The following is a 23,832-nucleotide window of genomic DNA, read 5'->3' on the forward strand; positions in this document are numbered from 1 at the left end:
GCCGTGACCCGAGTAGTGCGCTACCTGACTGCGTCAGTATCGCCCGTCGCTTCGCTCGCCCCCGGCGAGCTTGCGCACCCCGACGTACTGCAGTTCGGCCATCACCAGGGTGTACAGCCCGGTGCCGAGAACCAGCGCGATTCCGATACCGGTCAGCTCGAACACCCCGGCGAGCACCACCGCGACGGCGATGACGGTGCACACCAGGTTGGCAATGATGGTGCCGATACCACCGGGGCGCACCCGGTCGAGTGCGGCCAGCGCGATCACGACGACACCGTAGACGACCGAGAAGACGCCGACGCCCACTTCGACCGAGCGCGGCAGACCCGTCAGGTCGGCGAACCAGCCCGCGGCGGCCAGCAGGGCCACCCCCGCGACGAAGACGATGATCGCGTCGGCGCGCATGGCAAGGCGCAGGAAGGAGTCGGCGGATACGGCAGGAGCGGTGATGGCGGACATCGGGTGTTCCTCTCGTCGAAGGTGGAGGGCCGGAACCGGAACCGACGCCACTACCTCTGGTGACGGCGGCTCCGGTGCCGACCTGTCACCAACGGTCCTCAGAACGGGCTGCCACTTCGACGCCGAACGCTGCCAGACACTGCCAACCGCAGCTCAGCGGGTCGGAACCACATGAGTACCGCGCAGATCGGCAGCGATCACCCGGGCCGCCGCGCTCTGCCAGTTGTGCAACGAGCGCTGCGGGACGTCGGTGACGAACCACTGCCAGGCCTGCCGGGCCACCGGGTCCAGGCCCGCGGCGGTGGCGTTCTGCGCGTACGCCCGCACGCCGACGACATAGGGGAAGTACAGCGAGTTGTAATGCCGCCACTGCTCGCTGGTGCCGAAATCACCGCTGTCACGCGGTTTCAGCGCGGCGATCCGGTCGGCCAGCAGAGCCTTGAGTTCGTTGGCCCGCTCCAGCGGCTGGTCCGCGGCGCCGCGGGCGGCGAGCCGGTCGTCGATCACCGGCAGCGCGGTCAGCGGGCTGGCCACCAGTTTGGACAGGTCACCGTAGTGGCCGAGCGCGCGGCGGGTCAGCCGGGCGAAGGTGTCGTCGTCGAGTTGGTCCAGTGGGTTGTCCGACCGCAGCGGCAGTGCCGCCTCGGTGCGGCGCAGTGCCGCCCGGTCGGCGCGCAATGCCGGGCTGAACGCCAGCCGGTCCAGCACCCCGGACAACGGGTCGGCCAGCACGTTGATCGCGATCGCGATGGCCGAGCTGGTGAACAGCAGCACCGTCAGCGCCGTCTGCGCGGAACCACCGGCGATCATCAGCCCGATCACCGCCTGCCCGCCGAACAGGATCGCGATCACCGCTGTGCCGATGAACGACCGCAGCATGTCCGCCTTGAGCGCCTGGCCCTCGTCGAAGGCATCCCAGAGCGCAACGGCGACACCCAGCAGCGCCACGTCGAACCCGGTCGATGCCAGTGCCAATCCGCTCGGCAGCAGTCCGAGCGGAATGATCAGGATGACGTTGGCGAGGGCGAAGAACAGCGTCGCCACCAGAACGAACCGCACCACCGGCACCGGCTGGGCCGGTCGCAGCACCGCGGTCACCATCGCGCCCAGTGACGGCAAGGACACTGCCGCGAACATCAGCCAATGCCCCAACCGCAGCGGCCCGTCCACACCGCCTGCCAGCGCCGCACCGGTGAACGCCACCGCAGCGACGACACCGACGAGTCCGATCTCACCGACCCGGCTGCGCCAGCTGTCGATCGGCCGGGACAGCTCGACCAGCACGGCGAACCAGAAGATGCCGGGCAGCACCATGAGGAACACCTCGACCCGGCTGAGCAGCGCCGATTCGGTCACGATGCGCACCGCGTCCAGTGCCACCACCACCGCGAAGCTGCACAGACCCGCGGCGGCCAGCGCCAGCACCGGTTTGCGCGGATCGCGCGCGACAAGATAGAGCCCGAGCCACCAGCTGAGCGCGAAGACGATCGCCGACAGCGCGGCCATGACGGCTACAACCCGTGCCTGCGGTGCCGCTGGGTGTAGTCACGCAGCGCCCGCAGGAAGTCGACCCGCCGGAACGCCGGCCAGTGCGCCTCGGTGAACCACATCTCCGAATAGGCGCTCTGCCACAACAGGAATCCGGAGAGACGTTGCTCACCGCTGGTCCGGATGACCAGATCGGGATCGGGCTGCCCCGAGGTGTACAGGTTCTCCGAGATGGCGTCGACGGTGACGGCCTCGACGAGCTGTTCGGCACTGGCGCCGTTGGCCAGCTGCTTGCTCAGTAGGCCGCGGACGGCGTCGACGATCTCTTGGCGGCCGCCGTACCCGACCGCGACGTTGACCTGGAGCGCTCCGGGTGCGGACCGTGCCGCGGTACGTTCGGTGGCCTCACGCAGCCGGCGCGCCGGCTCCTCGCCCAGCAGTTCGAGGTCGCCGACGGTGCGGACGCTCCACTGGTTGTCCGGCGCGCAGATCTGCTCGACGACATCGGTGATGATCTCGATCAGTGCGGCGAGTTCGTCGGGATCGCGCTGCAGGTTCTCCGTCGAGAGCAGGTAGACCGTCGTCAGTTCGATCCCGGTGGCCTGGCACCACCGCAGCATCTCGGCGATCTTGGCCGCGCCCTTGCGGTAGCCATAACTGACATCGTCGAAGCCCGCGTCCCGCGCCCACCGGCGATTGCCGTCACACAGCACGGCGATGTGGCGCGGGAGTTCCGATCGGGACTGCGCCAGCTCACGGCGCAACCGCATCTCGTACAGCCGGTAGGCCGGCTCCTTGAGCCGCGGCGGAATGATCTCCACAGCGGTTAAGACTACTGTGGCCTTCGGGATCTCCCATGCCAGTCACTGGAGGTGACATGACGATCGACTCCAGTCGCCCGTATCGGTCGGCGGCGGTGCGACCGGCGGAGGATCTACCCGAGGCGTTCGCCGAGGGGGTCGCTCAGTTCCTGGGTAAGCCGCGGGCACGCGGCTGGATCCACGTCTACTCGGCCGTCGTCGCGTTCATCGCCGGCGCGGCGCTGGTGTCGGTGTCGTGGTCGCTGGAATCCACCCGCGCCGGTATCGCGACGCTCATCTACACCTGCACCATCGTGGCGATGTTCGCCGTCAGCGGCACCTACCACCGGATCACGTGGGAATCCGCTCGCGCCCGCAAGTGGATGAAGCGGGCCGATCACTCGATGATCTTCATCTTCATCGCGGGCAGCTACACCCCATTCGCCCTGCTGGCCCTGCCCTCGGAGAAGGGCATGGTGCTGTTCTGGATCGTGTGGGGCGGCGCGATCGCCGGAGTCTTCCTGAAGATGTTCTGGCCGTCGGCGCCGCGCTGGCTCGGGGTGCCGCTCTACATCCTGCTGGGGTGGGTGGCGGCCTGGTTCATCGGCCCGATCATGCACGGCGCCGGTGTGGCGGCGGTGGTGCTGCTGATCGTCGGCGGCGCGCTCTACTCGATCGGCGGGGTGTTCTATGCGTTGAAGTGGCCCAACCCGTGGCCGACGACCTTCGGCCACCACGAGTTCTTCCACGCCTGTACCGCGGTCGCGGCCATCTGCCACTACATCGCGATGTGGTTCGCCGTCTTCTGACGCTGTGATTTGTGGAGTCTCGCCCGGACTCATTCCGGGTAAGACTCCACAAATCGCATCAGAGCTGGGTGATGTTGGCCGGGCCCCAGTAGGCCTTCATCGAGGTGATCAGACCCTCGGCGTTGAACGTCATGACCTCGATCGGCTCGATCCGCATCGCGCCACCGACGGTGATCGCGAAGACGAACGCGGCTTCGGTGCCACCCGCGCGGAACGACAGCAGCTCGGTGGTCGCGTCGACGCCCTCGACGTTCTTGTAGAACCCGGCGATGGCCTGCCGTCCGATGTGCACCTCGCCGCCGCCCACCGGGTCCTCCAATGTGGCGTCCTCGGCGTAGAGCGCGGCGACGTCGTCGGCACTGCCGTTGGCCGCGGTGTCGAGGTAGCGCTGAACGAAACCCTGCAATGCATCCGGCTCGAAGCTCATGTGCCGCACGCTACACGGGCCGCCGCAGCGCGGCATCAAGATCGGCGACCGTGGTGACCGGCAGATCGCACACCCGGCCGCGGCACACATACGCCGCGTCTCGGCCACCCACGCGGTCGCGGCCGACCAGCAACTCACTCGAATCCCGTGCCCCGCCGACGACGACCGCACCGCCGGGCGCCAGCATGCGCGCTGCGGTCAGCAGCTCGGAGTCCTGCGGATCACAGGCAACCGCAATCTGGATCGGGCCGCGCACCGCCGCTTCGGCGACGGAGAGCCAATGTCCGCCAGAGCGTGGCAGTTTCGTCAATATGGTGGTGGCGTTGGCCAGCGTCGCGTCATGGGCGGCGCCGTAGCGGGGGTCGGCACTCAGGTGCGCCGCGAATTGCAACGCCTCGACAATCGACGAGGCGCCGGACGGTGTCGCGTTGTCGAGCGGGTCGGCCGGCCGCAACACCAGGACCTCGGCATCATCGGCGGTGTCGAACCAATGCCCCGGCCGCTGCGGGTCGGCGAAGTGGTCCAACGCGGTGTCGATCAGGCCGGTACCGACGGTGAGCCAGGACGGTGTGCCGGTCAGCTGGTACAGACCGCACAGCGCGGTGGCCAGCATCGCGTAGTCCTCCAGGATGGCGGCGCTGTCGCCGACCACCCCGCCCAGGCTGGCCCGGCGCAAGCGACCGTCGACGAGGTGCAGGGCCAGCAGCTTACGCGCACAATCGATTGCCGCAGACGCATATTCGCGTTTGTCCAGCGCCACCGACGCCTCGACCAGCGCAGTGATGGCCAGCCCGTTCCAGGCCGTCACCACTTTGTCGTCGCGGCCGGGCTGGGGCCGCTGCGCCCTCACCGCCGACAGCGCGCCACGCACCCGCTCGAAACGAGCCCAGTCCTCGGGATCGCCACGCAACTGCAGCACCGAGCTGCCGTTCTCGAAGGTTCCGGCCGCGGTGACCTCAAAAAGTGCAGCGGCCCAATCACCATCGTCACCCAGCACATCAAGCAACTGGGCCGGATTCCAGACGTAGGTCAGGCCCTCCACACCCGCGGAATCGGCGTCCAGCGACGAGGTGAACAGCCCACCATCGCCGAGGCCGTCGATGATGAACCGGGCAGTCTCTTCGGTGACTCTGCGCGCCAGGGGATCTGCGGTGCGACGCGCCCAGTGTGCGTAGAACCGCAGCAGCTGCGCGTTGTCGTAGAGCATCTTCTCGAAATGGGGCACCACCCAGCCCGCGTCGACGCTGTACCGGGCGAATCCCCCGGCCAGCTGGTCGTACAACCCGCCGCGGGCCATCGCGGCACCCGCGCGCCGGATCACGTCGAGCACCGTCGTCGACCCGGTGCGCTCGTGGTGGCGCAGCAGCGCCTCCAACAGCGCCGACGGCGGAAACTTGGGCGCGCCACCGAATCCGCCGTTGGCGACGTCCTCGTCGCGCAGCACGGCGGCGACGGCGTCATCACACACGCCTGCGTCCAGCGCCGGCCCGGTGCCGGGCAACCCGGAGGTCATCGACTGCAATTCGCCGGCGATCTCATCGGAGGCCTGCTCGACCTCACCGCGACGTTCGGCCCAAGTCTCCTTGACCGCCGAAATGAGCTGCAGAAAGCCGTCTTTGGGGTAGTACGTGCCACAGAAGAAGGGCCGGCCGTCGGGGGTCAGGAAGCAGGTCATCGGCCAGCCGCCCTGACCGGTCATCGCGACGGTGGCGTTCATGTAGACCGCATCGAGGTCGGGCCGTTCCTCACGGTCGACCTTGATGCAGACGAAGTGGTCGTTGACGGCGGCGGCGACCTCGTCATCGGCAAAGGATTCGTGGGCCATCACGTGGCACCAGTGGCAGGCCGCGTACCCGATCGACAGCAGGATCGGCACATCGCGGCGCACCGCTTCGGCCAGCGCCTCGGACGTCCACTGCTGCCAGCGCACCGGATTGTCGGCGTGCTGGCGCAGGTACGGGCTGGTGGCCGCGCCCAGGGTGTTACCCCTTGGCGTCACCTGCGGTGCCCTCGTCGACGGCCTGATCGGCTTCCGGATGGTCGGGGTCGAACGACTCCGGCAGCCGCTTGAGGTGCCGGTTCATCGAGAAGACCAGCGCAAAGGTGCCGATCAGCAACAGCACCAGGATCAGCAGGCCGACCGGGCTGGCCTTGCCGAAATCGGGCCCTGTCTGGCGCGGGGCGCCGTCCTCGGCGAGCAGTGTGGTGGCGATCAGAAGCAGGTCAGTCATGGCTCGATTCCGGCGAACAGATCGGTTTCGGGCAGCTGCACCGGGATCCTGGACCGCGCGAGCTCGAACTCCTCGGTGGGCCAGAGCCGCTGCTGCCACTCCATCGGGGTGGTGAAGAAGAAACTCTTGGGGTCGATCTGGGTCGCGTGCGCCAGCAGGGCGTCATCACGCTGAGTGAAGTATTTCGCGCATTCGATGCGGGTGGTGACGCGCTGCTCGATGACGTCCTCCTCGGCGTCCCAGTTCTCCAGCCACTTGGCGAACGGGCCCTCCTGGCCGTGATGGGCGAACTCGTCCTGCAGGACCTGCATGCGCTGCCGCAGGAAGCCGTGGTTGTAGTAGAGCTTGGACACGGCCCACGGCGCCCCAGCGTCGGCATAGCGCAGGTGGTCGGCGGCAGCCTCGTACGCCGCAACGGACACCTCATGGCAGCGGATGTGGTCCGGGTGCGGGTAGCCGCCATTCTCGTCGTAGGTGGTCAGCACGTGCGGGCGGAACTCGCGGATGACCCGGACCAGTCGTTCCACCGGTCCATCGAGCGGCTCCAGGGCGAAGCAGCCCTCGGGCAGCGGCGGCAGCGGATCGCCCTCGGGCAGCCCGGAGTCGACATAGCCGAGCCAGTGATGCTCGACGCCGAGGATGTCCGCGGCGCGGGCCATCTCGTCACGGCGCACCTCGTGGATACGGCCGTGCACCTCGGGGATGTCCATCGCGGGGTTCAGGATGTCCCCACGTTCCCCGCCCGTCAGGGTCACCACCATCACCCTGGCGCCCTCGTCGGAGTAGCGGGCGGTCGTGGCCGCCCCCTTGCTGGACTCATCGTCGGGATGGGCGTGTACCGCCATCAAGCGCAATTCAGTCATCGTCTCTCATCCAACGAAGGCGTCCCTCTCGCTTATGCCCACCACCCCTATAGTTCCAGGTCTAAGAGAAGCCACCGACCGACGGGCACCCAAAACCTTGACCATCGAGCGTCCCGCCGCCCGCTACGGGCGTCAAAAGCTGTCCCGCAGCACCCGCCGATGGCTGGTGATCGGCCTTTTTCTGACGATTGTGGTGGTCGGGGTGGGCATCGCGATCATCGCCTTCCAGCGGTTCGGGACCGCCGACGCCAAGGGTGAACTGAGCGGCTACCGGCTGATCGACGACCAGACCGTCGAGGTGACCATCACGGTGACCAGGGCGGACCCGTCGCTGCCCGCGGTGTGCATCGTGCGGGCCCGGTCCATCGACGGTGACGAGACCGGGCGGCGCGAGGTCCTGGTGCCCCCGTCCACCGCGGATTCGGTGGTGATCGACGCGGAGGTCAAATCCACGAAACCGCCGGTCGTGGGCGATATCTACGGCTGCGGTATCGACGTACCGGACTATCTGTTAGCGCCCTAGAACGGTTTGCGCAACGAACGCCGAACTGCGAAATCGTGAAAATCCGTTGACGCGGCGGTGGTAAGCTCGGCCCATACACGGTTCCGCACTGGAGCCGTGTATTGCTGCATTTGCGCGCAGACGGCGCCTGCAATCGCGGCGATACACACGACCTTCCCACGCGACACAGCGCGAGAATGAACAACGACAGGAGTGCGAGGACATGACCGATACCCAGGTCACCTGGCTGACCCAGGAAGCACACGACCGGTTGAAGGCGGAGCTGGATCAGCTCATCGCTCACCGGCCCGTCATCGCCGCCGAGATCAACGACCGTCGCGAAGAGGGCGACCTGCGCGAGAACGGTGGCTACCACGCCGCCCGCGAGGAGCAGGGCCAGGAAGAAGCCCGCATCCGTCAGCTGCAGGAACTGCTCAACAGCGCCAAGGTCGGCGAGGCTCCGACCGTCTCCGGTGTCGCCCTGCCCGGCTCGGTCGTCAAGGTCTACTACGACGGCGACGAGAAGGACACCGAGACCTTCCTGATCGCCACCCGCCAGGAGGGCGTCAGCGACGGCAAGCTCGAGGTCTACTCGCCGAGTTCCCCGCTGGGCGGTGCCCTGATCGACGCCAAGGTCGGTGAGACCCGCACCTACACCGTGCCCAGCGGCAGCACCGTCAAGGTCACGCTGGTCAGCGCGGAGCCCTATCACGCCTAGATGGCCCTGATCGCCGAGGATCTGCTGCTGCTGCTCCTCGACAACGCCGCTGCCCAACCCGCGCTGGAACGGCAACGCCGACAGCGGGTGCTCGGCGCGGCAATACTGCTGGACCTCGCCTGGGCATCCCGAGCCCGACCGGCCACCGACGGTGACACCGTCGCGGCCGGTCGGCTGCTCGCCCTGACGGGCACCGCCCTGTTGGATCCGGTCACCGGCCCGGCGTGGGAGATGCTCACCCGGCGCCCGCTCAAGCCTGCCGCGGCAGTGTCGAAGCTGAGCCGCACCGCCGAGGATCTGCTGCTGAGCCAGCTTGAGCGCGCCGGCCAGATTCAACGGGTCCCGTTGCAGCCCAAAGGTTTCGCTTTCCCGATGCAGAACCGCGACCGGGTCGAGCGGGCTCGGACGGCCCTGCTGGCTGCCTTGTTCGACCGCAGACCGCCGGCGACGCCGACCGCCGCGGCGATCTCGCTGCTGCACGCGGTGGACGGCCTGGGCGCGGTGCTGAGCCTCAACGACCGGGGCTGGCGCTGGGTGCATGCCCGGGCCGGCGAGATCGCGCTGGGCAGCTGGATCGACGAATCACCGACCGGGCTCGCCGAGATCAACGTGGCCGTCACCGCGTCCGCGCTGCGGCCCGCGCTCGGCTCCTAGCGCAGCGCCTGCTCCAGATCGCCCAACAGGTCGGCGGCCTCCTCGATGCCGACCGACAGCCGGACCAGATCCTCGGGCACCTCCAGCTGTGAACCGGCCGTCGACGCGTGCGTCATCGCACCGGGGTGCTCGATCAGCGACTCCACCCCGCCCAAAGATTCTGCGAGAATGAAAATCTCCGTGCGGGCGCACAGATCACGGGCCGCGGCCAGTCCCCCACGCAGGCGCACCGAGATCATGCCGCCGAAACCGGACATCTGCTTGGCAGCCACCTCGTGGTTGGGATGGCTGGGTAGCCCCGGATAGAGCACGGTGTCGACCGCGGGGTGTTCGGCCAGGAATTCGGCCACCTTCGCAGCATTCTCACTGTGCCGCTGCATCCGCAGCACCAGGGTCTTCAGGCCGCGCATCGTCAGATAGGCGTCGAACGGGCCGGGCACCGCACCCGCCCCGTTCTGCAGGAAGGCGAATGCGGTGTCGAGCTCCTCGGAACTGGTCAGCAGCGCACCACCGACGACATCGGAGTGTCCGCCAATGTATTTGGTGGTGGAGTGCAGCACGATATCGGCGCCCAGGGTCAACGGCTGCTGCAGCGCGGGTGAGGCGAAGGTGTTGTCCACCAACAACTTCGCCCCGGCTTTGTGCGAGATCTCGGCGATTCCGGCGATATCGGCGATGGACAGCAGCGGGTTGGTGGGTGTCTCCACCCAGATGAGCTTGGTCTCCGGTGTCACCGCGGCGGTCACCGCGTCCAGATCGGCCAACGGGGCCGGGGTGTACCGAATCCCCCACTGGGTGAACACCTTGTCGATCAGCCGGAAGGTGCCGCCGTAGGCATCGTCGGGGATGACAACGTGGTCACCGGGACGCAGCGCCGCCCGCAATGCGCAGTCGGTGGCCGCCATCCCGGAGGCGAATGCGCGGCCGAAATCGGCCTGCTCGACGGCGGCCAGTGAGGCCTCCAGCGCCGCCCTGGTCGGATTTCCGGTGCGGGCATACTCGAAACCACCGCGCAGGCCACCGACTCCGTCCTGCGCGAACGTGGAACTGGCGTAGATCGGGGCGTTGACGGCGCCGGTGGCCGGGTCGGGCCGGAAGCCGGCGTGGATGGCCCGGGTCGCCAGACCCTGCCACCGATGTGCGTCGTGTGCACTGCGCTGTTCACCCATGAGGACAAGGGTAGTGGTGCCCGCGGCGACAAAAACGGGGTGGACCACATGTGGTCCACCCCGCCCTTGCCAAGGCGTGCTTACGGTGTCAGCGGTGCGACCTGTCCACCGGTCAGCTTGCGGAATGCGTAGACCTCGAACAGGATCGCGACCGGTGCGGCGACCAGCAGGCCGACGTAGCAGACGAACGAGCCGACGGCCAGGATGACCGAGAACAGCAGCCAGACGAGCAGCACCTGGACGAAGTTCTTCTTCGCGATATCGATGCTCGTCTTGATCGCGTCGATGGCCGACAGGTTGCGGTCCAGCAGCGCGACGGTGGTGAAGAAGGCGAAGATCGACACGATCAGACCGGGGATGTAGCAGAGCACGCTGCCGATGGCGGTGGCGATGCCGACCAGCAGGGTTGCCACGATCACCGGCCCGATGAGACGCGGCTTGAAGAACGAACCCGCCGTCACCGGAACGCCGTTGGCGATGTCCAGGATGCCGCTGATGTAGGCCGACGAGATCGCCGCCATCAGCACCAGGAACACGATGCCGCCGAGCGCGATGACGATGAAGCTGGCGGCGCCGAAACCGGCGCTGTACTCGTAGCTGAACCCGGTGTCATAGGAGTCGTAGGTGGTCACCCCACTGGGCGCCAGCGCGAACGCCAGCCCGTAGATGATGCCCGCCAGGACACCGACGATCAGCGCGTACACCAGCGTCGGGACGATCAGCGCCGCCGCGTTCTTGCTGAACTTGTTCCAGGCCCAGGAGAACGCGTCACCGACGCTGAACGGGGCAGGGGCGCCGCCGTAGCCGGCCGGCGGGTAGCCCGCGGGCGGGGGCGGTGCGTAACCACCCTGCGGCGGAGGCGGCGGGTAACCGCCCTGCGGAGGCGGCGGGAAGCCACCCTGCGGCGGAGGCGGCGGGTAACCGCCCTGCGGAGGCGGCGGGAAGCCACCTTGCGGCGGGGGCGGGTAATTGCCCGACGGCGGGGGCGAGTAGCTCCCCGGGGGCGGGTGCCCGCCGGCCGGCGGGATGTTCTCGGGCGGCGGCGGGAAACCGCCGGGCGGCGTGCTGCCCGGCGGCGGAGGCGGTTGTGTCATGTCACCTTCTCGTGAGAATTGAGTACTGACAAACGCAGCGCCATCGGCGCGTGGGCTGAGCCTATGTCACCCATGCGGTCCGGCGACCGTCAAGATCACCGCGAGTTCTGCGTCCGTTGATTCGGGAACGGTTCTGCACCGATGGCGGCCGGTGCGTGTGACGGCCCGGCGCCAGGTGCGCATCCTCAGATCGGCAGCGCGACCGTCTTGATCAGCTTGTCCACCAAGGTCTGCGCCTTGGGATCCCACAACGGGAACAGCACCGCCGCCAACCACACGATGCCGCACGCGAAATAGGCCACCAGATAGATCAGCTCCCGTGCCAGCGACAACCCGAAACCGATTGGCTGACCGTTGTTCTCGCCGACAATCTTGAACTTCATGATCGACTTGCCGAGGCTCGACCCCGTCGCCCCCTGCTTGAACCCGAGATTCCACACCACGAACACCAACGCCAACAGCGGGAAGATCCCCAACGCCGAGAGCTGCCCGATACTCGAGGCGCCCGTGGCACAGAACTCACCCAGGTCATACTCCGATGTGTCGGTCAGACACACCGTCTCCCGCGTCCCGGCCAACACGCCGAAACCGATTCCCACGATCAGGAACACCGGGACGTAATCGATCAACCACGCCAGCACCCGGGTGAACCACGGCGTATACGCCCCCGTCGACTCAACACCGGGCGGCGGACCAAAACCACCGGCGCCGACCGGCGGATGACTTCCCGGCGGCGGACAGCCCCCGGCGGGCGGGATGTTCTGGCCCGGCGGAAACCCGCCGGGCGGGTAGGGAGGATGTGTCATGTCACCTTCTCGGTAGATGCGGACGGGCCGGACCGCTCCGGCCACCGAGGCAGTGTCGATGGTCGCGCTTGGTGAATTCTTGATGCCGAAACGCCGAACCGGGGTGGGCATCACATGCCCACCCCGGTTCGCCGCGATTCTTTAGAAGCTGTTCTGTGTGGGCGCGGCGAGGTAGCCGCCCGTCAGCTTCCGGTAGGCGTACACCGTCACCAGGATGGCCACCGGGTAGGCCACAACCAGGCCGACGACACATGCCAGCACACCCAGGATCGTGATGCCGATGGTGGTGAGCCAGGTCAGCGCGACCGGGCCGAAATTGGCCTTGGCGATCTCGAAGCTGCCCGTCAGGCCGTCGATACCCGACACGTTGCGGTCGACGACGATCACGGTGGTGAACATCAGCACGATCGTGGCGAGGATGCCGGGGACGACGCACAGCAGCACGCCGATGCCGATGATGATGCTCGACAGCACCGACGCGATGATCACGTTGACGACATTGCGCGGCTTGAAGAACGAGCCGATCTCGACAGGCCGGCCGTTGGCGATGTCGAGCATGCCGCCGATATAGGCCGATTGCACCACCGCCATCACGACCGCCGAGACGATCGCCCCGACGATGGTCACCAGGATGCCGCCCATCCCGAGCGAGTAGGAGGCCGCGAAACCGTAGTCGTCATAGGACGAGCTGCCGGCCGTGGCGAATCCGCTGGAAATGGACTGGATGACGAACTGCAGAGCGCTGTAGATCAGGCCCAGGACCACGGTCGGGACCAGGATGGCCACGGCGTTCTGGGTGAACTTGTTCCACGCCCAGGAGACGGCCGCGCCGACGCTGTAGGCAGGGGCACCGAATCCGGGTCCACCGGCCGGCGGATATCCCGGGGCCTGGGGCGGAAAGCCGCCATAGGACGGCGGGGGCGGCGGATACCCACCCTGCGGGGGTGGCGGTGGATAGCCGCCCTGCGGCGGTGGGTACTGCCCGGGTGGCGGTGGGTAGCCGCCCTGCGGTGGCGGCGGGTAGCCGCCGGGGGGCGGATTGTTCTCGGGCGGCGGCGGAAAACCGCCGGGCGGGTATTCACCCGGCGGCGGAGGCGGTTGAGTCATATCCCCTTCTCGTCAGATCTGAGAAATTGTCGAACGCAACAGCCAATGAGCCTATGTCACAACGGCACGCAGATGGTCTTGATTATCTTGTCGGCGAGTGTCTGGCTTTTGGCGTCCCACAGCGGAAAGAGAAAGCCGACGTAGCAGATCACCGCGTCCACCGCGTGCGCCAACTGTCGAACGATCGACATGGCGAATCCGATTGGCAGGCCGGTGTTCTCGTTGACCACCTTGAACTTCAGCACACCCTTGCCGAGGCTGGAACCGGTGGTCCCCTGCCGGTATCCGTAGTTCCACACGACGAATGCGGCCGCCAGCACCCAGGCCGCCGCAAAAGATGTCTGGCCCAGCGTAGATGCCCCGGTGGCGCAGTACCCGCCGAGGTCGAACTGTGAATCGTCGGTGACACACACCGTCTCCCTGGTGCCGAGCAGCAATCCGTACCCGATGCCCTGCAGCACCGCGGCCGGCAGCAGATCGATGACGAAGGCCAGCACCCGATGGAGCCAGGGGGTGTAGGCGTCGGGCTGGGTCATGGGGTCCTCAGGGGTGTATCGGCGAAAGCGCCGGCCCGCGTGGGCCGGCGCTTTCGATGTCCAAACAGGTCAGATCGGCAGCGCGACTGTCTTGATCAACTTGTCCACCAGGGTCTGCGCCTTGGGATCCCACAACGGGAACAGGACGGCGACCAGCCATGGGAGGAAACAGATCGCGTTCGCCACGACGTAGATGAGCTGACGTGCGATAGACATGCCGACTCCGATCGGCTGCCCGGTTGCCTCGCTGACAATCCGGAACTTCATGATGGACTTGCCGAGGCTCGAGCCCGTGGTCCCTTGCCGGTACCCGTAGTTCCAGAAGTAGAACACCAGCGCGAGCAACCCGAAGGCCGCCACCGACACCTGTCCGAGTGTCGATGCTCCGGTGGCACAGAATTCACCGAGGTCGTACTCCGAAGTGTCTGTGACGCAGACGGTTTCCCGTGTACCGAGCAGCAGTCCATAACCGATGCCCTGCAGGATCAGCACTGGGACCACGTCGATCAGAAAAGCCAACACCCGGGTGAACCACGGCGTGTAGGCGCCCTTGGGCAGGACGCCGGCAGGCGGACCGTAACCACCGAATCCTGCACCGGGCGGCGGTGGCGGCGGAAACCCTCCGGGTGGGGGCGGCGGCGGATAACCACCCGGCGGTGGCGGAGGCGGCGGGTAATTCCCGGGAGGTGGTGGCGGTTGCTCGGTCATGTGCGCCTTCCAGGTGAGGAAATTAGCTGGCTCTGCGGCGAGTAACCCTACCTGAGAAGCAGCTCACAATGCCCGGCTAACGCCAACTTCATCGCACCGATACGTTCGCGTCGACCTGCATGTTTGCCAACGCAAAGAGGGTTCTACCCGCCGACGGGCCCCTTGGACAGCGACCCCAACAGATCGTGGCGGGTCAGCACGCCGATCGGCTTGCCGTCCTCGACGACCATGACGGCGTCATAGTCCCGCAGCGTTTTTGCCGCGGTACCGAGGAGTTCACCGGAACCGATCAGCGGCAACGGTGCGCTCATGTGCTCGGCCACCGCGTCAGCCAACTTTGCTCGACCCTCGAAAACAGCTGACAGCAACTCCCTTTCGGAGACACTTCCGGCGACCTCACCGGCCATCACGGGTGGCTCGGCACCGACGACGGGCATCTGCGACACCCCGTACTCGCGCAGGATGTTGATGGCGTCGCGCACGGTCTCCGACGGGTGGGTGTGCACCAGATCCGGTAGCGCACCGGACTTGTGGCGCAGCACCTCGCCCACGGTCGGCTCCGAGATGGTGCCGTCGAGGCGGCTGCGCAGGAACCCGTAGGACGACATCCACGCATCGTTGAAGACCTTGGACAGGTAACCGCGGCCGCCGTCGGGCAGCAGCACGACCACCACGGCATCGGGGCCGGCCTGCTCGGCGACCTTGATCGCGGCCACCACGGCCATCCCGCACGACCCGCCCACCAGCAGCGCCTCCTCGCGCGCCAACCGCCGGGTCATATCGAAGGAATCCGCGTCCGACACCGCGATGATCTCGTCGGGCACGGCCGGGTCGTAGGCGCTCGGCCAGAAGTCCTCGCCGACCCCTTCGACCAGATACGGCCGACCGGTGCCGCCGGAGTACACCGAGCCCTCCGGGTCGGCGCCGATGATCTTCACCCGACCGTCGGACACCTCCTTGAGGTAGCGGCCGGTGCCGGTGATGGTCCCGCCGGTGCCCACGCCTGCGACGAAATGGGTGATCTTGCCATCGGTATCGGCCCAGATCTCCGGGCCGGTGGTCTCGTAGTGGCTCGCCGGACCCATCGGGTTGGAGTACTGATCGGGTTTCCATGCGCCGTCGATCTCATCGACAAGGCGGTTGGAGACGCTGTAGTAGCTGTCCGGGTGGTCCGGCGGGACGGCCGTCGGGCACACCACGACCTCGGCGCCGTACGCGCGCAGCACATTCTGCTTGTCTTCGCTGACCTTGTCTGGGCAGACGAACACGCAGTGATACCCACGCTGCTGGGCCACCAGCGCCAGCCCGACACCGGTGTTGCCGGAGGTGGGTTCGACGATGGTGCCACCGGGCTTCAACGCGCCCGACGCCTCGGCGGCGTCGATCATCTTGACCGCGATGCGGTCCTTGGCGCTGCCACCCGGATTCAGGTACTCGATCTTGGCGGCCACCAGCCCGGCGCCCGGCGGAACCACCGAGTTCAGCCGGACCAGCGGGGTGTTACCGATGAGCTCACTGACATGGCTGGCGATGCGCATGACACCTATCGTGTCAGGCCGTCCGCCAACTCACCACGTGGCCTCGCGAATGTAGTCACCGATCTGACGCAGCGAGCGGGTCGCCTCTCCGACGATGGGTGAACACAGCTGGAACACGTGCATCTGACCTGGCCAGATGCGCACCTCCACCGGGACGCCCGCCTCGGCGAGCATGCGCGCCGCCTTACGCGCATCGTTGAGCAGAACCTCCGACCCCGATACGTGAATCAGCGTGCGGGGCAACCCGGGTGCGATGTGGTGCAGCGGCTCGTAGATCTCCTCGTCGCCCTGACGCTCACCGGCCGCCCCGACGATATCGGCGAGTGCCTCGATCGCCCGGAGCGGGAACATCGCATCGGTGTGGGCGTTGGGGTGCTGCGCCCGGGTGTCGCTGTCGATCTCGAACAGCGGGGAGATGGTGACGACCGCGGCCGGTGTCTCGCCCGCGATCCCCTCGTCCTGTAGCCGCTGGGCCAATGCGAGCGCCAGGTACCCGCCGGCCGAGTCACCGGCCAACACGATGTGCTCGGGGGCGTACCCGGTCAGCCGCAGCCACTTGTAGGCGTCATAACAGTCGTCGAGCGCTTGGCCGATGGAGTGCTTGGGCACCATCCGGTAGTTCGGCAGGAACACCGGGCTGTCGGCGAATCGGGACAGCTCCGTGACCATCCGGCCATGGGTGTTGGCTCCACAGGCCAGGAACCCGCCGCCGTGCAGATACAGGATGACCGAGCGCTTCCCGTCGGCGGGCAGCACACCGGCGGCGCGGATCAGGGAGGCGGTGCAGTGCGGCAGCGCGATGGTGGCGCGCACGGTGCCCGGCGTCGGTCGCAGCACCCGGGCGGCGAAGTCCAGCACCCCGAACGGCCACGGCAGTTTGGGGGCATAACTACCGATAGCCAGCGTGGGCTTGATCGTCAACATGGCGACCAGACCGGCGAGCCTGCCCGCGATCCCGGCACCGTCCTCGACAATCTCGACCGGTCGCCAGTCGCCGACCGGGAAACGTCGCGATTGACGCGCTCTAGCTGCACTGATCGTTGCCCGCGGATCTCCTGAGACCCTGCTTGGTGCCGTCATCGCCACCACTTCCTACACCGTTGTAGTTCCCATCTGGCTGAAATTAGTTAGCCAGGCGGTTGAATTTAGCTTGCCTCCCGTCAATTTGTTCAACAATCCCTGAATCTGATTTGGTACCGCGTTCGATACCCCAATGTGACCGCGCCCACTCGCGCGCCTACTGACTTTGCCGAATGCGGCTCTAAACTCATGGCGTGGGCTCACGCCTGAACGCTCCTCACGTCCGCAGACGCAGGACGTCCATCGCACTGGCAGCCGCCGCGCTCGCATCGACGGGTTCGGCATATGTCGGAGCCCGCAACCTACTGAGCGGGCAGGCCGACCAGGCTCGCCAGGTCATCCCCAAATCCTGGGACGTTCCGCCGCGCGCGGACGGCGTGTACACCGCCGGTGGCGGTCCGGTGCAACGCTGGACCCGGGATACCCCGTACGACCTGCACCTGATGATCTTCGGGGATTCCACCGCCACCGGTTACGGCAGCACGAGCGCCGACGAGGTACCCGGCGTGCTGCTGGCCCGTGGCCTGGCCGAGGAGTCCGGCAAGCGCATCAGGCTGAGCACCAAGGCAATCGTCGGCGCCACCTCCAAGGGGTTGGCCGGCCAGATCGACGCGATGTTCGTCGCGGGCCCTCCTCCGGATGCCGCGGTCATCATGATCGGCGCCAACGACATCACCAAGCCCAACGGTCTGGGTCCGTCGGCCCGTCGGGTCGGCCGGGCCGTCCAGCGGTTACGTGACGCCGGAGCCGTCGTGGTGGTGGGCACCTGTCCCGATTTCGGCGTCATCAAGGCCATCCCGCAACCGCTGCGCTGGGTGGCGCGCAGCCAGGGCCTGCGACTGGCCCGGGCACAGGCCTCGGCGGTCCGGTCCGCCGGCGGGGTGCCGGTGCCGTTCTCGGACCTGCTGGCGCCGCACTTCTACAAGACCCCGGAGCTGCTGTTCTCGCCCGACATGTTCCACCCGTCCGGGGCCGGTTACGACCTGGCCGCCAAGCAGCTGTTGCCGGCTTTGTGTAATGCGTTGGGCGAGTTCGTATCCGGCATGCCCGCCGAGGCGGCACTGGAGTCGCGCATCGACGAGAGCGGCTCACCGCTGTCCTGGATCGGCAATGTCAGCCGGCTGTGGCGTCGCTCAACCGGGGTCCCCGCACCCATCGTGGTGCCCGCGGGCTAGCGTAGAGCCAACCAAGCACTTGTTCACGGAGGTCAACATGCCCGAAGCCGTCATCGTCGCCACCGCACGCTCGCCGATCGGGCGGGCCGGCAAGGGATCGCTGGTCACCATGCGTCCCGACGACCTGGCCGCCCAGATGGTCCGTGCGGCGCTGGACAAGGTGCCGTCGCTGGATCCGCGCGATATCGACGACCTGATGATGGGCAGCGCGCAGCCCGCCGGTGAGGCCGGCTACAACATCGGCCGCGCCGTCGCGGTAGAGCTCGGTTACGACTTCCTGCCCGGCACCACCGTCAACCGGTACTGCTCGTCGTCGTTGCAGACCACCCGGATGGCCTTCCATGCGATCAAGGCCGGAGAGGGCGACGTGTTCATCTCCGCCGGTGTCGAGACGGTGTCACGGTTCGCCGTGGGCGCCGCCGACGGTGCACCGAACTCGAAGAACCCCCTGTTCGAGGAGGCGCAGGCGCGCACCATCGCCCAGGCCGAGGGCGATGTGAAGTGGCACGACCCGCGCGAGGACGGGCTGATCCCGGACGTCTACATCGCCATGGGCCAGACGGCCGAGAACGTCGCCACCTTCACCGGCATCAGCCGCGAGGACCAGGACCACTGGGGTGTGCGGTCGCAGAACCGCGCCGAGGAAGCCATCAAGAGCGGCTTCTTCGGGCGCGAGATCTCGCCGGTGACACTGCCCGACGGCACCGTCGTCTCCACCGATGACGGCCCGCGCGCCGGCACCACCTACGAGAAGATCAGCCAGCTCAAGCCGGTGTTCCGGCCGAACGGCACCATCACCGCCGGCAACGCATGTCCGTTGAACGACGGTGCCGCCGCGGTGATCATCATGAGCGACACCAAGGCCAAGGAGCTGGGACTGACCCCGCTGGCGCGCATCGTGTCGACCGGGGTGTCGGGCCTGTCGCCGGAGATCATGGGTCTGGGCCCGATCGAGGCGATCAAGAAGGCGCTGGCCAAGGCCGGCAAGACGATCTCCGATATCGACCTGGTCGAGATCAACGAGGCGTTCGCGGTGCAGGTGCTCGGGTCGGCGCGTGAACTGGGCATCGACGAGGACAAGCTCAACGTGTCCGGTGGCGCGATCGCGCTGGGCCACCCGTTCGGTATGACCGGCGCCCGGATCACCGCGACCCTGCTGAACAACCTGGCCACCCACGACAAGACGTTCGGCATCGAGTCGATGTGTGTCGGCGGCGGCCAGGGTATGGCGATGGTCGTGGAGCGGCTGTCCTGACGCCCTGGACTGGCGTCCCGATGACCACTCTCGGAACACCCTTGTCCCCGAACGCCACCCGGGTGATGCTGCTCGGCTCCGGTGAACTCGGCCGCGAGGTACTCATCGCGCTGCAGCGTCTCGGTGTCGAAACCATTGCCGTCGACCGCTATCCGAACGCGCCGGGCCATCAGGTGGCCCACCATGCGCGGGTGCTGGCGATGACCGACGCGGGCGCGCTGCGGGCGTTGATCGAAGCGGAGAAGCCGGACCTGGTGGTGCCGGAGATCGAGGCCATCGCCACACCGGTGCTCGAAGAGCTGGAGGCCTCCGGTGTGGTGCGGGTGATCCCGACGGCGCGGGCGGCCCGGTTGACGATGGACCGCGAGGGTATCCGCCGGCTGGCCGCCGAGACACTGGGCCAGCCGACGAGCCCGTACAAGTTCTGCGATTCGCTGGCCGAGTTGCAGGCGGCCATCGATGGCGGCATCGGCTACCCGTGTGTGGTCAAGCCGGTGATGAGCAGTTCGGGCAAGGGGCAGAGCAAGATCGACGGCCCCGACGATGTCGCGGCGGCCTGGGATTACGCGATGGCCGGTGGCCGGGTATCCGGCGGCCGGATCATCGTCGAGGGGTTCATCGACTTCGACTACGAGATCACGCTGCTGACGGTGCGGGCTGCCGACGGAACCCAATTCTGCGAGCCGATCGGGCACAAGCAGGTCGGCGGCGATTACGTCGAGAGCTGGCAGCCGCATCCGATGTCGGCGGCGGCACTGGCCCGGGCCCAGGAGATCGCCGGCGTGGTGACCGAGAATCTCGGCGGGCAGGGCATCTTCGGGGTGGAACTGTTCGTCAAGGACGACCAGGTGTGGTTCTCCGAGGTGAGTCCGCGCCCGCACGACACCGGCATGGTCACGATGATCACGCAGTGGCAGAACGAGTTCGAACTGCACGCCCGCGCGATCCTGGGTCTGCCGGTCGACACCACGCTGAAGACCCCGGGCGCGAGCGCGGTGATCTACGGCGGTGTCGACGCCGAGGGTGTGGTGTTCGACGGCGTGGACGATGCACTTCGGGTGCCGCACACCGATATTCGGCTGTTCGGCAAGCCGGAGAGCTTCGTCAAGCGGCGCATGGGTGTCGCCCTGGCGCGGGATGCCGATGTCGAGGTGGCGCGGGCCAATGCCGTCGAGGCGGCCGGCCGAGTCACGCCGCGGGTCCCCTAGCGTTCCGATCCCGCACCGACGGTGCAGTCAGATCGACATTTCGAACGTTTTCTCGGTCTGAGTGCACCGCCACCGACCACGCGCGCGACAGCCGCTGCAAGACGTCGGCTGTGCGATGCCGTTTCGTCACTCGGATCCGGTACCAGCCGAGGTCGACAAGGTCTTCGGTGCGCACGATGTCCGATGCGTACTGCCCGGGATCGGTGCGGTGATGGTCGCCGTCGTACTCGACGGCCAGCTTGAGGTCTTCCCACCCCATGTCCAGGTAGTACTTCCGCCGTCCATCCGGACTTCGCAGGGGAATCTGGGTGCGCGGTCGCGGGTAGCCCGCGCTGACGATCAGCAGGCGTAGCCAGGTCTCCCGGGGTGACTCGGCACCCGCATCATGCAGATCGAGCGCGAGCTCAAGCTGCCGCATACCGGGCATCCCGGCGTGCCGCTCGCGCGCCCACCCGAGCACGTCCGAACTACAGAACCGCCTGGCATTCCCCAGCGCGTCCAGTCGGGTTACCGCCTCATCGAGCGTGCCGCGCCGAGCCAGATCGAAGACCGTGCGGTCGATCGTGGTCGCCGGTAGTCCCCACCTGCCCACCTCCGTGACCTCGTCGCCGAGCAGTTCGTGATTGTGAGTACGAATCCCGTGCGGCGGCCTGCGGTTGGACCAGACGAGCTCCACGGGCCGCGAGTCTTCAATATGGCGCGCGCCGTGTAGCGCTGCAGCGGTGAGCCCGCACAGGACGCCACCGCGACCCGACCACAGCCAGGCTGCCATCGCCCGCTCCTCGAGACTGAGTTCAACATCGCGTTCGACGTACACGTTGGGGTGGATAGCCGTGAACCGGCGACCTAGACGGTATTTCGAGATGCGTCCCGCCGCGACAAGTTCGCTGCCGATGAAGGGCTGTGCCATATATCGAGATTGGCGGATCGATAGCAGGCTGGACACCCGGCAAGCGTGATCTGTGGATAACTCCGCACCGCGGTGCGCTCAGATCGAGTTTCTGACTGAATTCTCGATCTGAACGCACCAGGGCAACGAAAAAGGGCGCCCCGTGCGGGACGCCCTTTCTCTCGCCGAACTGCTAGTCGTTGTTGAAGTAACTCAGCAGGCGCAGGATCTCCAGGTACAGCCACACCAGGGTGACCATCAGGCCCAGGGCGACGCCCCATGCAGCCTTCTCCGGAGCACCGGCGCGGATCATCTGGTCAGCCGCGTCGAAGTCGATCAGGAAGCTGAACGCCGCCAGCGCGATGCACAGCAGCGAGAAGCCGATCGCGATGGCGCCACCGTCGCGCAGGCCCATGCCCGCACCGCCACCGACACCGAACAGGCCGAGCACCAGGTTCACCAGCATCAGGGCGACGACGCCGAACAGGCCGGCGACGATCATCCGGGTGAACTTCGGGGTGACGCGGATGGCACCGGTCTTGTAGACCACGAGCATGCCGAAGAACACGCCGAGCGTGCCGACGATCGCCTGCGCGATCATGCCGACGCCACCGACCGAGGCCAGGTTGGCGATGATGAACGACACCGCACCGAGGAACAGGCCCTCCAGCGCGGCGTAGCTCAGCACGATGGCCGGGTTGTCCTGCTTACGGCCGAACGTCGCGATGAGCACCAGTGCCAGACCGCCGAGCGCACCCACCAGGGTGAACGGCGTGGCCAGAGCCAGGTTGGTGCTGACCATGTAGTACGAGACGACGGCCACCGCGGTCAGCAGCGCGAGGCTGATGCCGGTCTTGGTGACGACGTCGTCGATCGTCATCGGCCGGGAGACACCGGCCTGCTGCTGATCGGGGTACTGGGTTGCGGCGTAGGGATCCGCATGCACCTGCTGGGCACCGAAGCTTGCGGCTCCGGTACCGAATTGCGCGTATCCGCCCTGCTGCCCCTTGGGCAGGGATCGGAATACCGGGTTGCTGCTTTCGCGCACCGTAGGTCCTCTCCTCAAGTTCTGGTGGTTCGAGTTACGAACACACAATTAACGATCATTGCCGTGAACAGGTTCCCGCGATACCCCTGCACTGAGAGCGCTCTCAGTTACCTGGTCCGAGGTTGATTCCTGGGATGAAGCTGTGGAAACCCTACCCGTCGTACGTCACGCTCGGACTACGAACTAGATTGCATTCGTGGCAGAAAACGAGGACATCCTAGTAAGTGTCCGGAACGGCGTCGGGATCGTCACGTTGAATCGCCCAAAGGCGATCAACTCCCTCAACGACGCCATGATCGCCGGCCTTCAGCAGGCGCTCACGGACTGGGAACACGACGACTCGATCAAGTCGGTGCTGCTCACCGGCGCCGGCGAACGCGGCCTGTGCGCAGGTGGTGACGTGGTCGCGCTGTATCACAGCGCCAAGGCCGACGGCTCCTACGCACGGCAGTTCTTCGCGCAGGAGTACCAGCTCAACGCCCACATCGGGCGCTTCCCCAAGCCGTATGTCGCCCTGATGGACGGGATCGTGATGGGCGGCGGCGTCGGCGTCGGCTCACATGGCAATGTCCGCGTCGTCACCGAGAAGACCAAGATGGGCATGCCCGAGGTCGGCATCGGATTCATCCCCGACGTCGGCGGCACCTACCTGCTGTCCCGGGCGCCGGGCGCGCTGGGCCTGCACGCCGCGTTGACCGGGGCACCCTTCTCGGGTGCCGACGCCATCGCGATGGGATTCGCCGACCACTTCGTGCCGCACGACCGGCTGGCCGACTTCGCCGAGGCCGTCGTGAACTACGGGCACGAGGACGCCCTGGACTCCTACGCCGAGGAACCGCCGGCCAGCGACTTGCTGGCCCAGCGCGACTGGATCGACACCTGTTACGCCGGAGCCACCGTCACCGACATCATCAATGATCTGCAGGGCCACGGCGAGGAGGCCCTCGGCCACATCGGAGCCACCGCCGCGGCCAAGGCGGCCGACCTGATCGCCACCCGCTCCCCCATCGCCCTGGCGGTCACGCTCACCGCGGTGCGCCGCGCTTCACATCTGCACACCCTGGAAGAGGTGCTACATCAGGAGTTCCGGGTGTCGGCCGCCTCGATCAAGTCGCACGACTTCGTCGAGGGCATCCGCGCCCAACTGGTCGACAAGGACCGCAATCCACAGTGGTCCCCCGCGACGCTGGCCGACGTCGACGACGCCGCCGTCGACGCCTACTTCGCCTCCGCCGAACCCGATCTCACGTTCTAGAAGGAGCAAC

General features: G+C 67.1%; 25 protein-coding genes. 8 read left to right on the forward strand and 17 right to left on the reverse strand.

The annotated features are described in order from the left end of the window. Window positions 1-33: 33 nt before the first annotated feature. From ACLBYA_RS01860 to ACLBYA_RS01870, 3 genes are all read right to left on the reverse strand, one after another. Window positions 34-462, reverse strand: coding sequence for a hypothetical protein (locus tag ACLBYA_RS01860; protein WP_447707641.1), 429 nt, complete (start codon window positions 460-462; stop codon window positions 34-36). 153 nt (window positions 463-615) lie between these two features. Next, entirely contained in the window at window positions 616-1,968 is a 1,353-nt protein-coding gene (locus ACLBYA_RS01865) for a hypothetical protein (RefSeq protein ID WP_447707642.1), read from the reverse strand. Between the two features lie 5 nt (window positions 1,969-1,973). Beyond that, entirely contained in the window at window positions 1,974-2,771 is a 798-nt protein-coding gene (locus ACLBYA_RS01870; RefSeq protein ID WP_447707643.1) for a (2Z,6E)-farnesyl diphosphate synthase, read from the reverse strand. A gap of 56 nt (window positions 2,772-2,827) precedes the next feature. On the opposite strand from ACLBYA_RS01870, the gene trhA reads away from it, so the two are divergent. Continuing rightward, on the forward strand, window positions 2,828-3,559 hold the full coding sequence (gene trhA / locus ACLBYA_RS01875) for a PAQR family membrane homeostasis protein TrhA (protein WP_447707644.1): 732 nt from the start codon (window positions 2,828-2,830) through the stop codon (window positions 3,557-3,559). Between the two features lie 58 nt (window positions 3,560-3,617). On the opposite strand, the gene ACLBYA_RS01880 is transcribed toward trhA, so the two are convergent. Genes ACLBYA_RS01880 through mca form a run of 4 tightly spaced genes read right to left on the reverse strand, consistent with a single transcriptional unit; the run spans window position 3,618 to window position 7,080 of the window. Further along, complete coding sequence (locus ACLBYA_RS01880; RefSeq protein WP_447707645.1) at window positions 3,618-3,986, reverse strand: nuclear transport factor 2 family protein; 369 nt, start codon at window positions 3,984-3,986, stop codon at window positions 3,618-3,620. A gap of 10 nt (window positions 3,987-3,996) precedes the next feature. After that, window positions 3,997-5,985 carry a thioredoxin domain-containing protein gene (locus ACLBYA_RS01885; RefSeq protein ID WP_447707646.1) on the reverse strand — a complete coding sequence of 663 codons (1,989 nt, stop codon included), beginning with the start codon at window positions 5,983-5,985 and terminating at the stop codon, window positions 3,997-3,999. Continuing rightward, window positions 5,969-6,217, reverse strand: coding sequence for a hypothetical protein (locus tag ACLBYA_RS01890; RefSeq protein ID WP_447707647.1), 249 nt, complete (start codon window positions 6,215-6,217; stop codon window positions 5,969-5,971). The genes ACLBYA_RS01885 and ACLBYA_RS01890 overlap by 17 nt, the downstream gene beginning before the upstream one ends. Further along, on the reverse strand, window positions 6,214-7,080 hold the full coding sequence (gene mca, locus ACLBYA_RS01895; RefSeq protein WP_447707648.1) for a mycothiol conjugate amidase Mca: 867 nt from the start codon (window positions 7,078-7,080) through the stop codon (window positions 6,214-6,216). The genes ACLBYA_RS01890 and mca overlap by 4 nt, the downstream gene beginning before the upstream one ends. Window positions 7,081-7,177: 97 nt before the next feature. Here mca and ACLBYA_RS01900 point away from each other — a divergent pair, with 97 nt between their 5' ends. The 3 genes from ACLBYA_RS01900 (at window position 7,178) to ACLBYA_RS01910 (ending at window position 8,954) form a co-directional block, all read left to right on the forward strand. Then, window positions 7,178-7,603 carry a DUF4307 domain-containing protein gene (locus ACLBYA_RS01900; protein ID WP_447707649.1) on the forward strand — a complete coding sequence of 142 codons (426 nt, stop codon included), beginning with the start codon at window positions 7,178-7,180 and terminating at the stop codon, window positions 7,601-7,603. Between the two features lie 202 nt (window positions 7,604-7,805). Next, window positions 7,806-8,300 (forward strand): transcription elongation factor GreA, encoded by a 495-nt coding sequence (greA, locus tag ACLBYA_RS01905; protein WP_447707650.1) that lies wholly within the window; start codon window positions 7,806-7,808, stop codon window positions 8,298-8,300. Further along, window positions 8,301-8,954: a GOLPH3/VPS74 family protein gene (locus tag ACLBYA_RS01910; RefSeq protein WP_447707651.1), complete on the forward strand. Its 654-nt coding sequence runs from the start codon at window positions 8,301-8,303 to the stop codon at window positions 8,952-8,954. It begins immediately after the preceding gene. Here ACLBYA_RS01910 and ACLBYA_RS01915 read toward each other — a convergent pair. The 8 genes from ACLBYA_RS01915 to ACLBYA_RS01950 all read right to left on the reverse strand — a co-directional run bounded on the left by ACLBYA_RS01915 (window position 8,951) and on the right by ACLBYA_RS01950 (window position 16,992). After that, window positions 8,951-10,123 (reverse strand): cystathionine gamma-synthase, encoded by a 1,173-nt coding sequence (locus tag ACLBYA_RS01915; RefSeq protein ID WP_447707652.1) that lies wholly within the window; start codon window positions 10,121-10,123, stop codon window positions 8,951-8,953. The two genes, ACLBYA_RS01910 and ACLBYA_RS01915, sit on opposite strands and share 4 nt — an antisense overlap. An 80-nt stretch (window positions 10,124-10,203) precedes the next feature. Continuing rightward, entirely contained in the window at window positions 10,204-11,217 is a 1,014-nt protein-coding gene (locus tag ACLBYA_RS01920) for a hypothetical protein (RefSeq protein ID WP_447707653.1), read from the reverse strand. Window positions 11,218-11,402: 185 nt separating this feature from the next. Further along, complete coding sequence (locus ACLBYA_RS01925; RefSeq protein WP_447707654.1) at window positions 11,403-12,023, reverse strand: RDD family protein; 621 nt, start codon at window positions 12,021-12,023, stop codon at window positions 11,403-11,405. Window positions 12,024-12,164: 141 nt separating this feature from the next. Then, complete coding sequence (locus ACLBYA_RS01930) at window positions 12,165-13,130, reverse strand: hypothetical protein (protein ID WP_447707655.1); 966 nt, start codon at window positions 13,128-13,130, stop codon at window positions 12,165-12,167. Between the two features lie 56 nt (window positions 13,131-13,186). After that, window positions 13,187-13,666 (reverse strand): RDD family protein, encoded by a 480-nt coding sequence (locus tag ACLBYA_RS01935; protein ID WP_447707656.1) that lies wholly within the window; start codon window positions 13,664-13,666, stop codon window positions 13,187-13,189. A 69-nt stretch (window positions 13,667-13,735) separates the two neighbouring features. After that, window positions 13,736-14,374 carry an RDD family protein gene (locus ACLBYA_RS01940; protein WP_447707657.1) on the reverse strand — a complete coding sequence of 213 codons (639 nt, stop codon included), beginning with the start codon at window positions 14,372-14,374 and terminating at the stop codon, window positions 13,736-13,738. 143 nt (window positions 14,375-14,517) lie between these two features. Next, on the reverse strand, window positions 14,518-15,912 hold the full coding sequence (locus tag ACLBYA_RS01945; RefSeq protein WP_447707658.1) for a cystathionine beta-synthase: 1,395 nt from the start codon (window positions 15,910-15,912) through the stop codon (window positions 14,518-14,520). A 30-nt stretch (window positions 15,913-15,942) separates the two neighbouring features. Continuing rightward, on the reverse strand, window positions 15,943-16,992 hold the full coding sequence (locus ACLBYA_RS01950; RefSeq protein ID WP_447707659.1) for an alpha/beta hydrolase: 1,050 nt from the start codon (window positions 16,990-16,992) through the stop codon (window positions 15,943-15,945). Window positions 16,993-17,186: 194 nt separating this feature from the next. Between ACLBYA_RS01950 and ACLBYA_RS01955 the strand changes: the two genes are divergently transcribed. From ACLBYA_RS01955 to purT, 3 genes are read left to right on the forward strand one after another with little or no spacing between them, the layout of a single operon-like run. Then, window positions 17,187-18,167, forward strand: coding sequence for an SGNH/GDSL hydrolase family protein (locus tag ACLBYA_RS01955; RefSeq protein ID WP_447707660.1), 981 nt, complete (start codon window positions 17,187-17,189; stop codon window positions 18,165-18,167). A 37-nt stretch (window positions 18,168-18,204) separates the two neighbouring features. After that, window positions 18,205-19,422, forward strand: a complete 1,218-nt coding sequence (locus ACLBYA_RS01960) for an acetyl-CoA C-acetyltransferase (RefSeq protein ID WP_447707661.1) — start codon at window positions 18,205-18,207, stop codon at window positions 19,420-19,422. A 20-nt stretch (window positions 19,423-19,442) separates the two neighbouring features. Further along, complete coding sequence (purT, locus tag ACLBYA_RS01965; protein ID WP_447707662.1) at window positions 19,443-20,630, forward strand: formate-dependent phosphoribosylglycinamide formyltransferase; 1,188 nt, start codon at window positions 19,443-19,445, stop codon at window positions 20,628-20,630. Here purT and ACLBYA_RS01970 read toward each other — a convergent pair. Both ACLBYA_RS01970 and ACLBYA_RS01975 read right to left on the reverse strand, forming a co-directional pair. Next, window positions 20,611-21,540, reverse strand: coding sequence for a hypothetical protein (locus ACLBYA_RS01970; protein ID WP_447707663.1), 930 nt, complete (start codon window positions 21,538-21,540; stop codon window positions 20,611-20,613). The genes purT and ACLBYA_RS01970 overlap by 20 nt on opposite strands. Before the next feature lie 172 nt (window positions 21,541-21,712). Then, a complete protein-coding gene (locus tag ACLBYA_RS01975) occupies window positions 21,713-22,567 on the reverse strand; it encodes a Bax inhibitor-1/YccA family protein (RefSeq protein WP_447707664.1) in 855 nt (284 codons plus the stop codon). 196 nt (window positions 22,568-22,763) lie between these two features. Here ACLBYA_RS01975 and ACLBYA_RS01980 point away from each other — a divergent pair, with 196 nt between their 5' ends. Beyond that, window positions 22,764-23,822, forward strand: coding sequence for an enoyl-CoA hydratase/isomerase family protein (locus ACLBYA_RS01980; protein ID WP_447707665.1), 1,059 nt, complete (start codon window positions 22,764-22,766; stop codon window positions 23,820-23,822). Window positions 23,823-23,832: the final 10 nt, after the last annotated feature.

Source organism: Mycobacterium sp. C31M, from assembly GCF_053345865.1.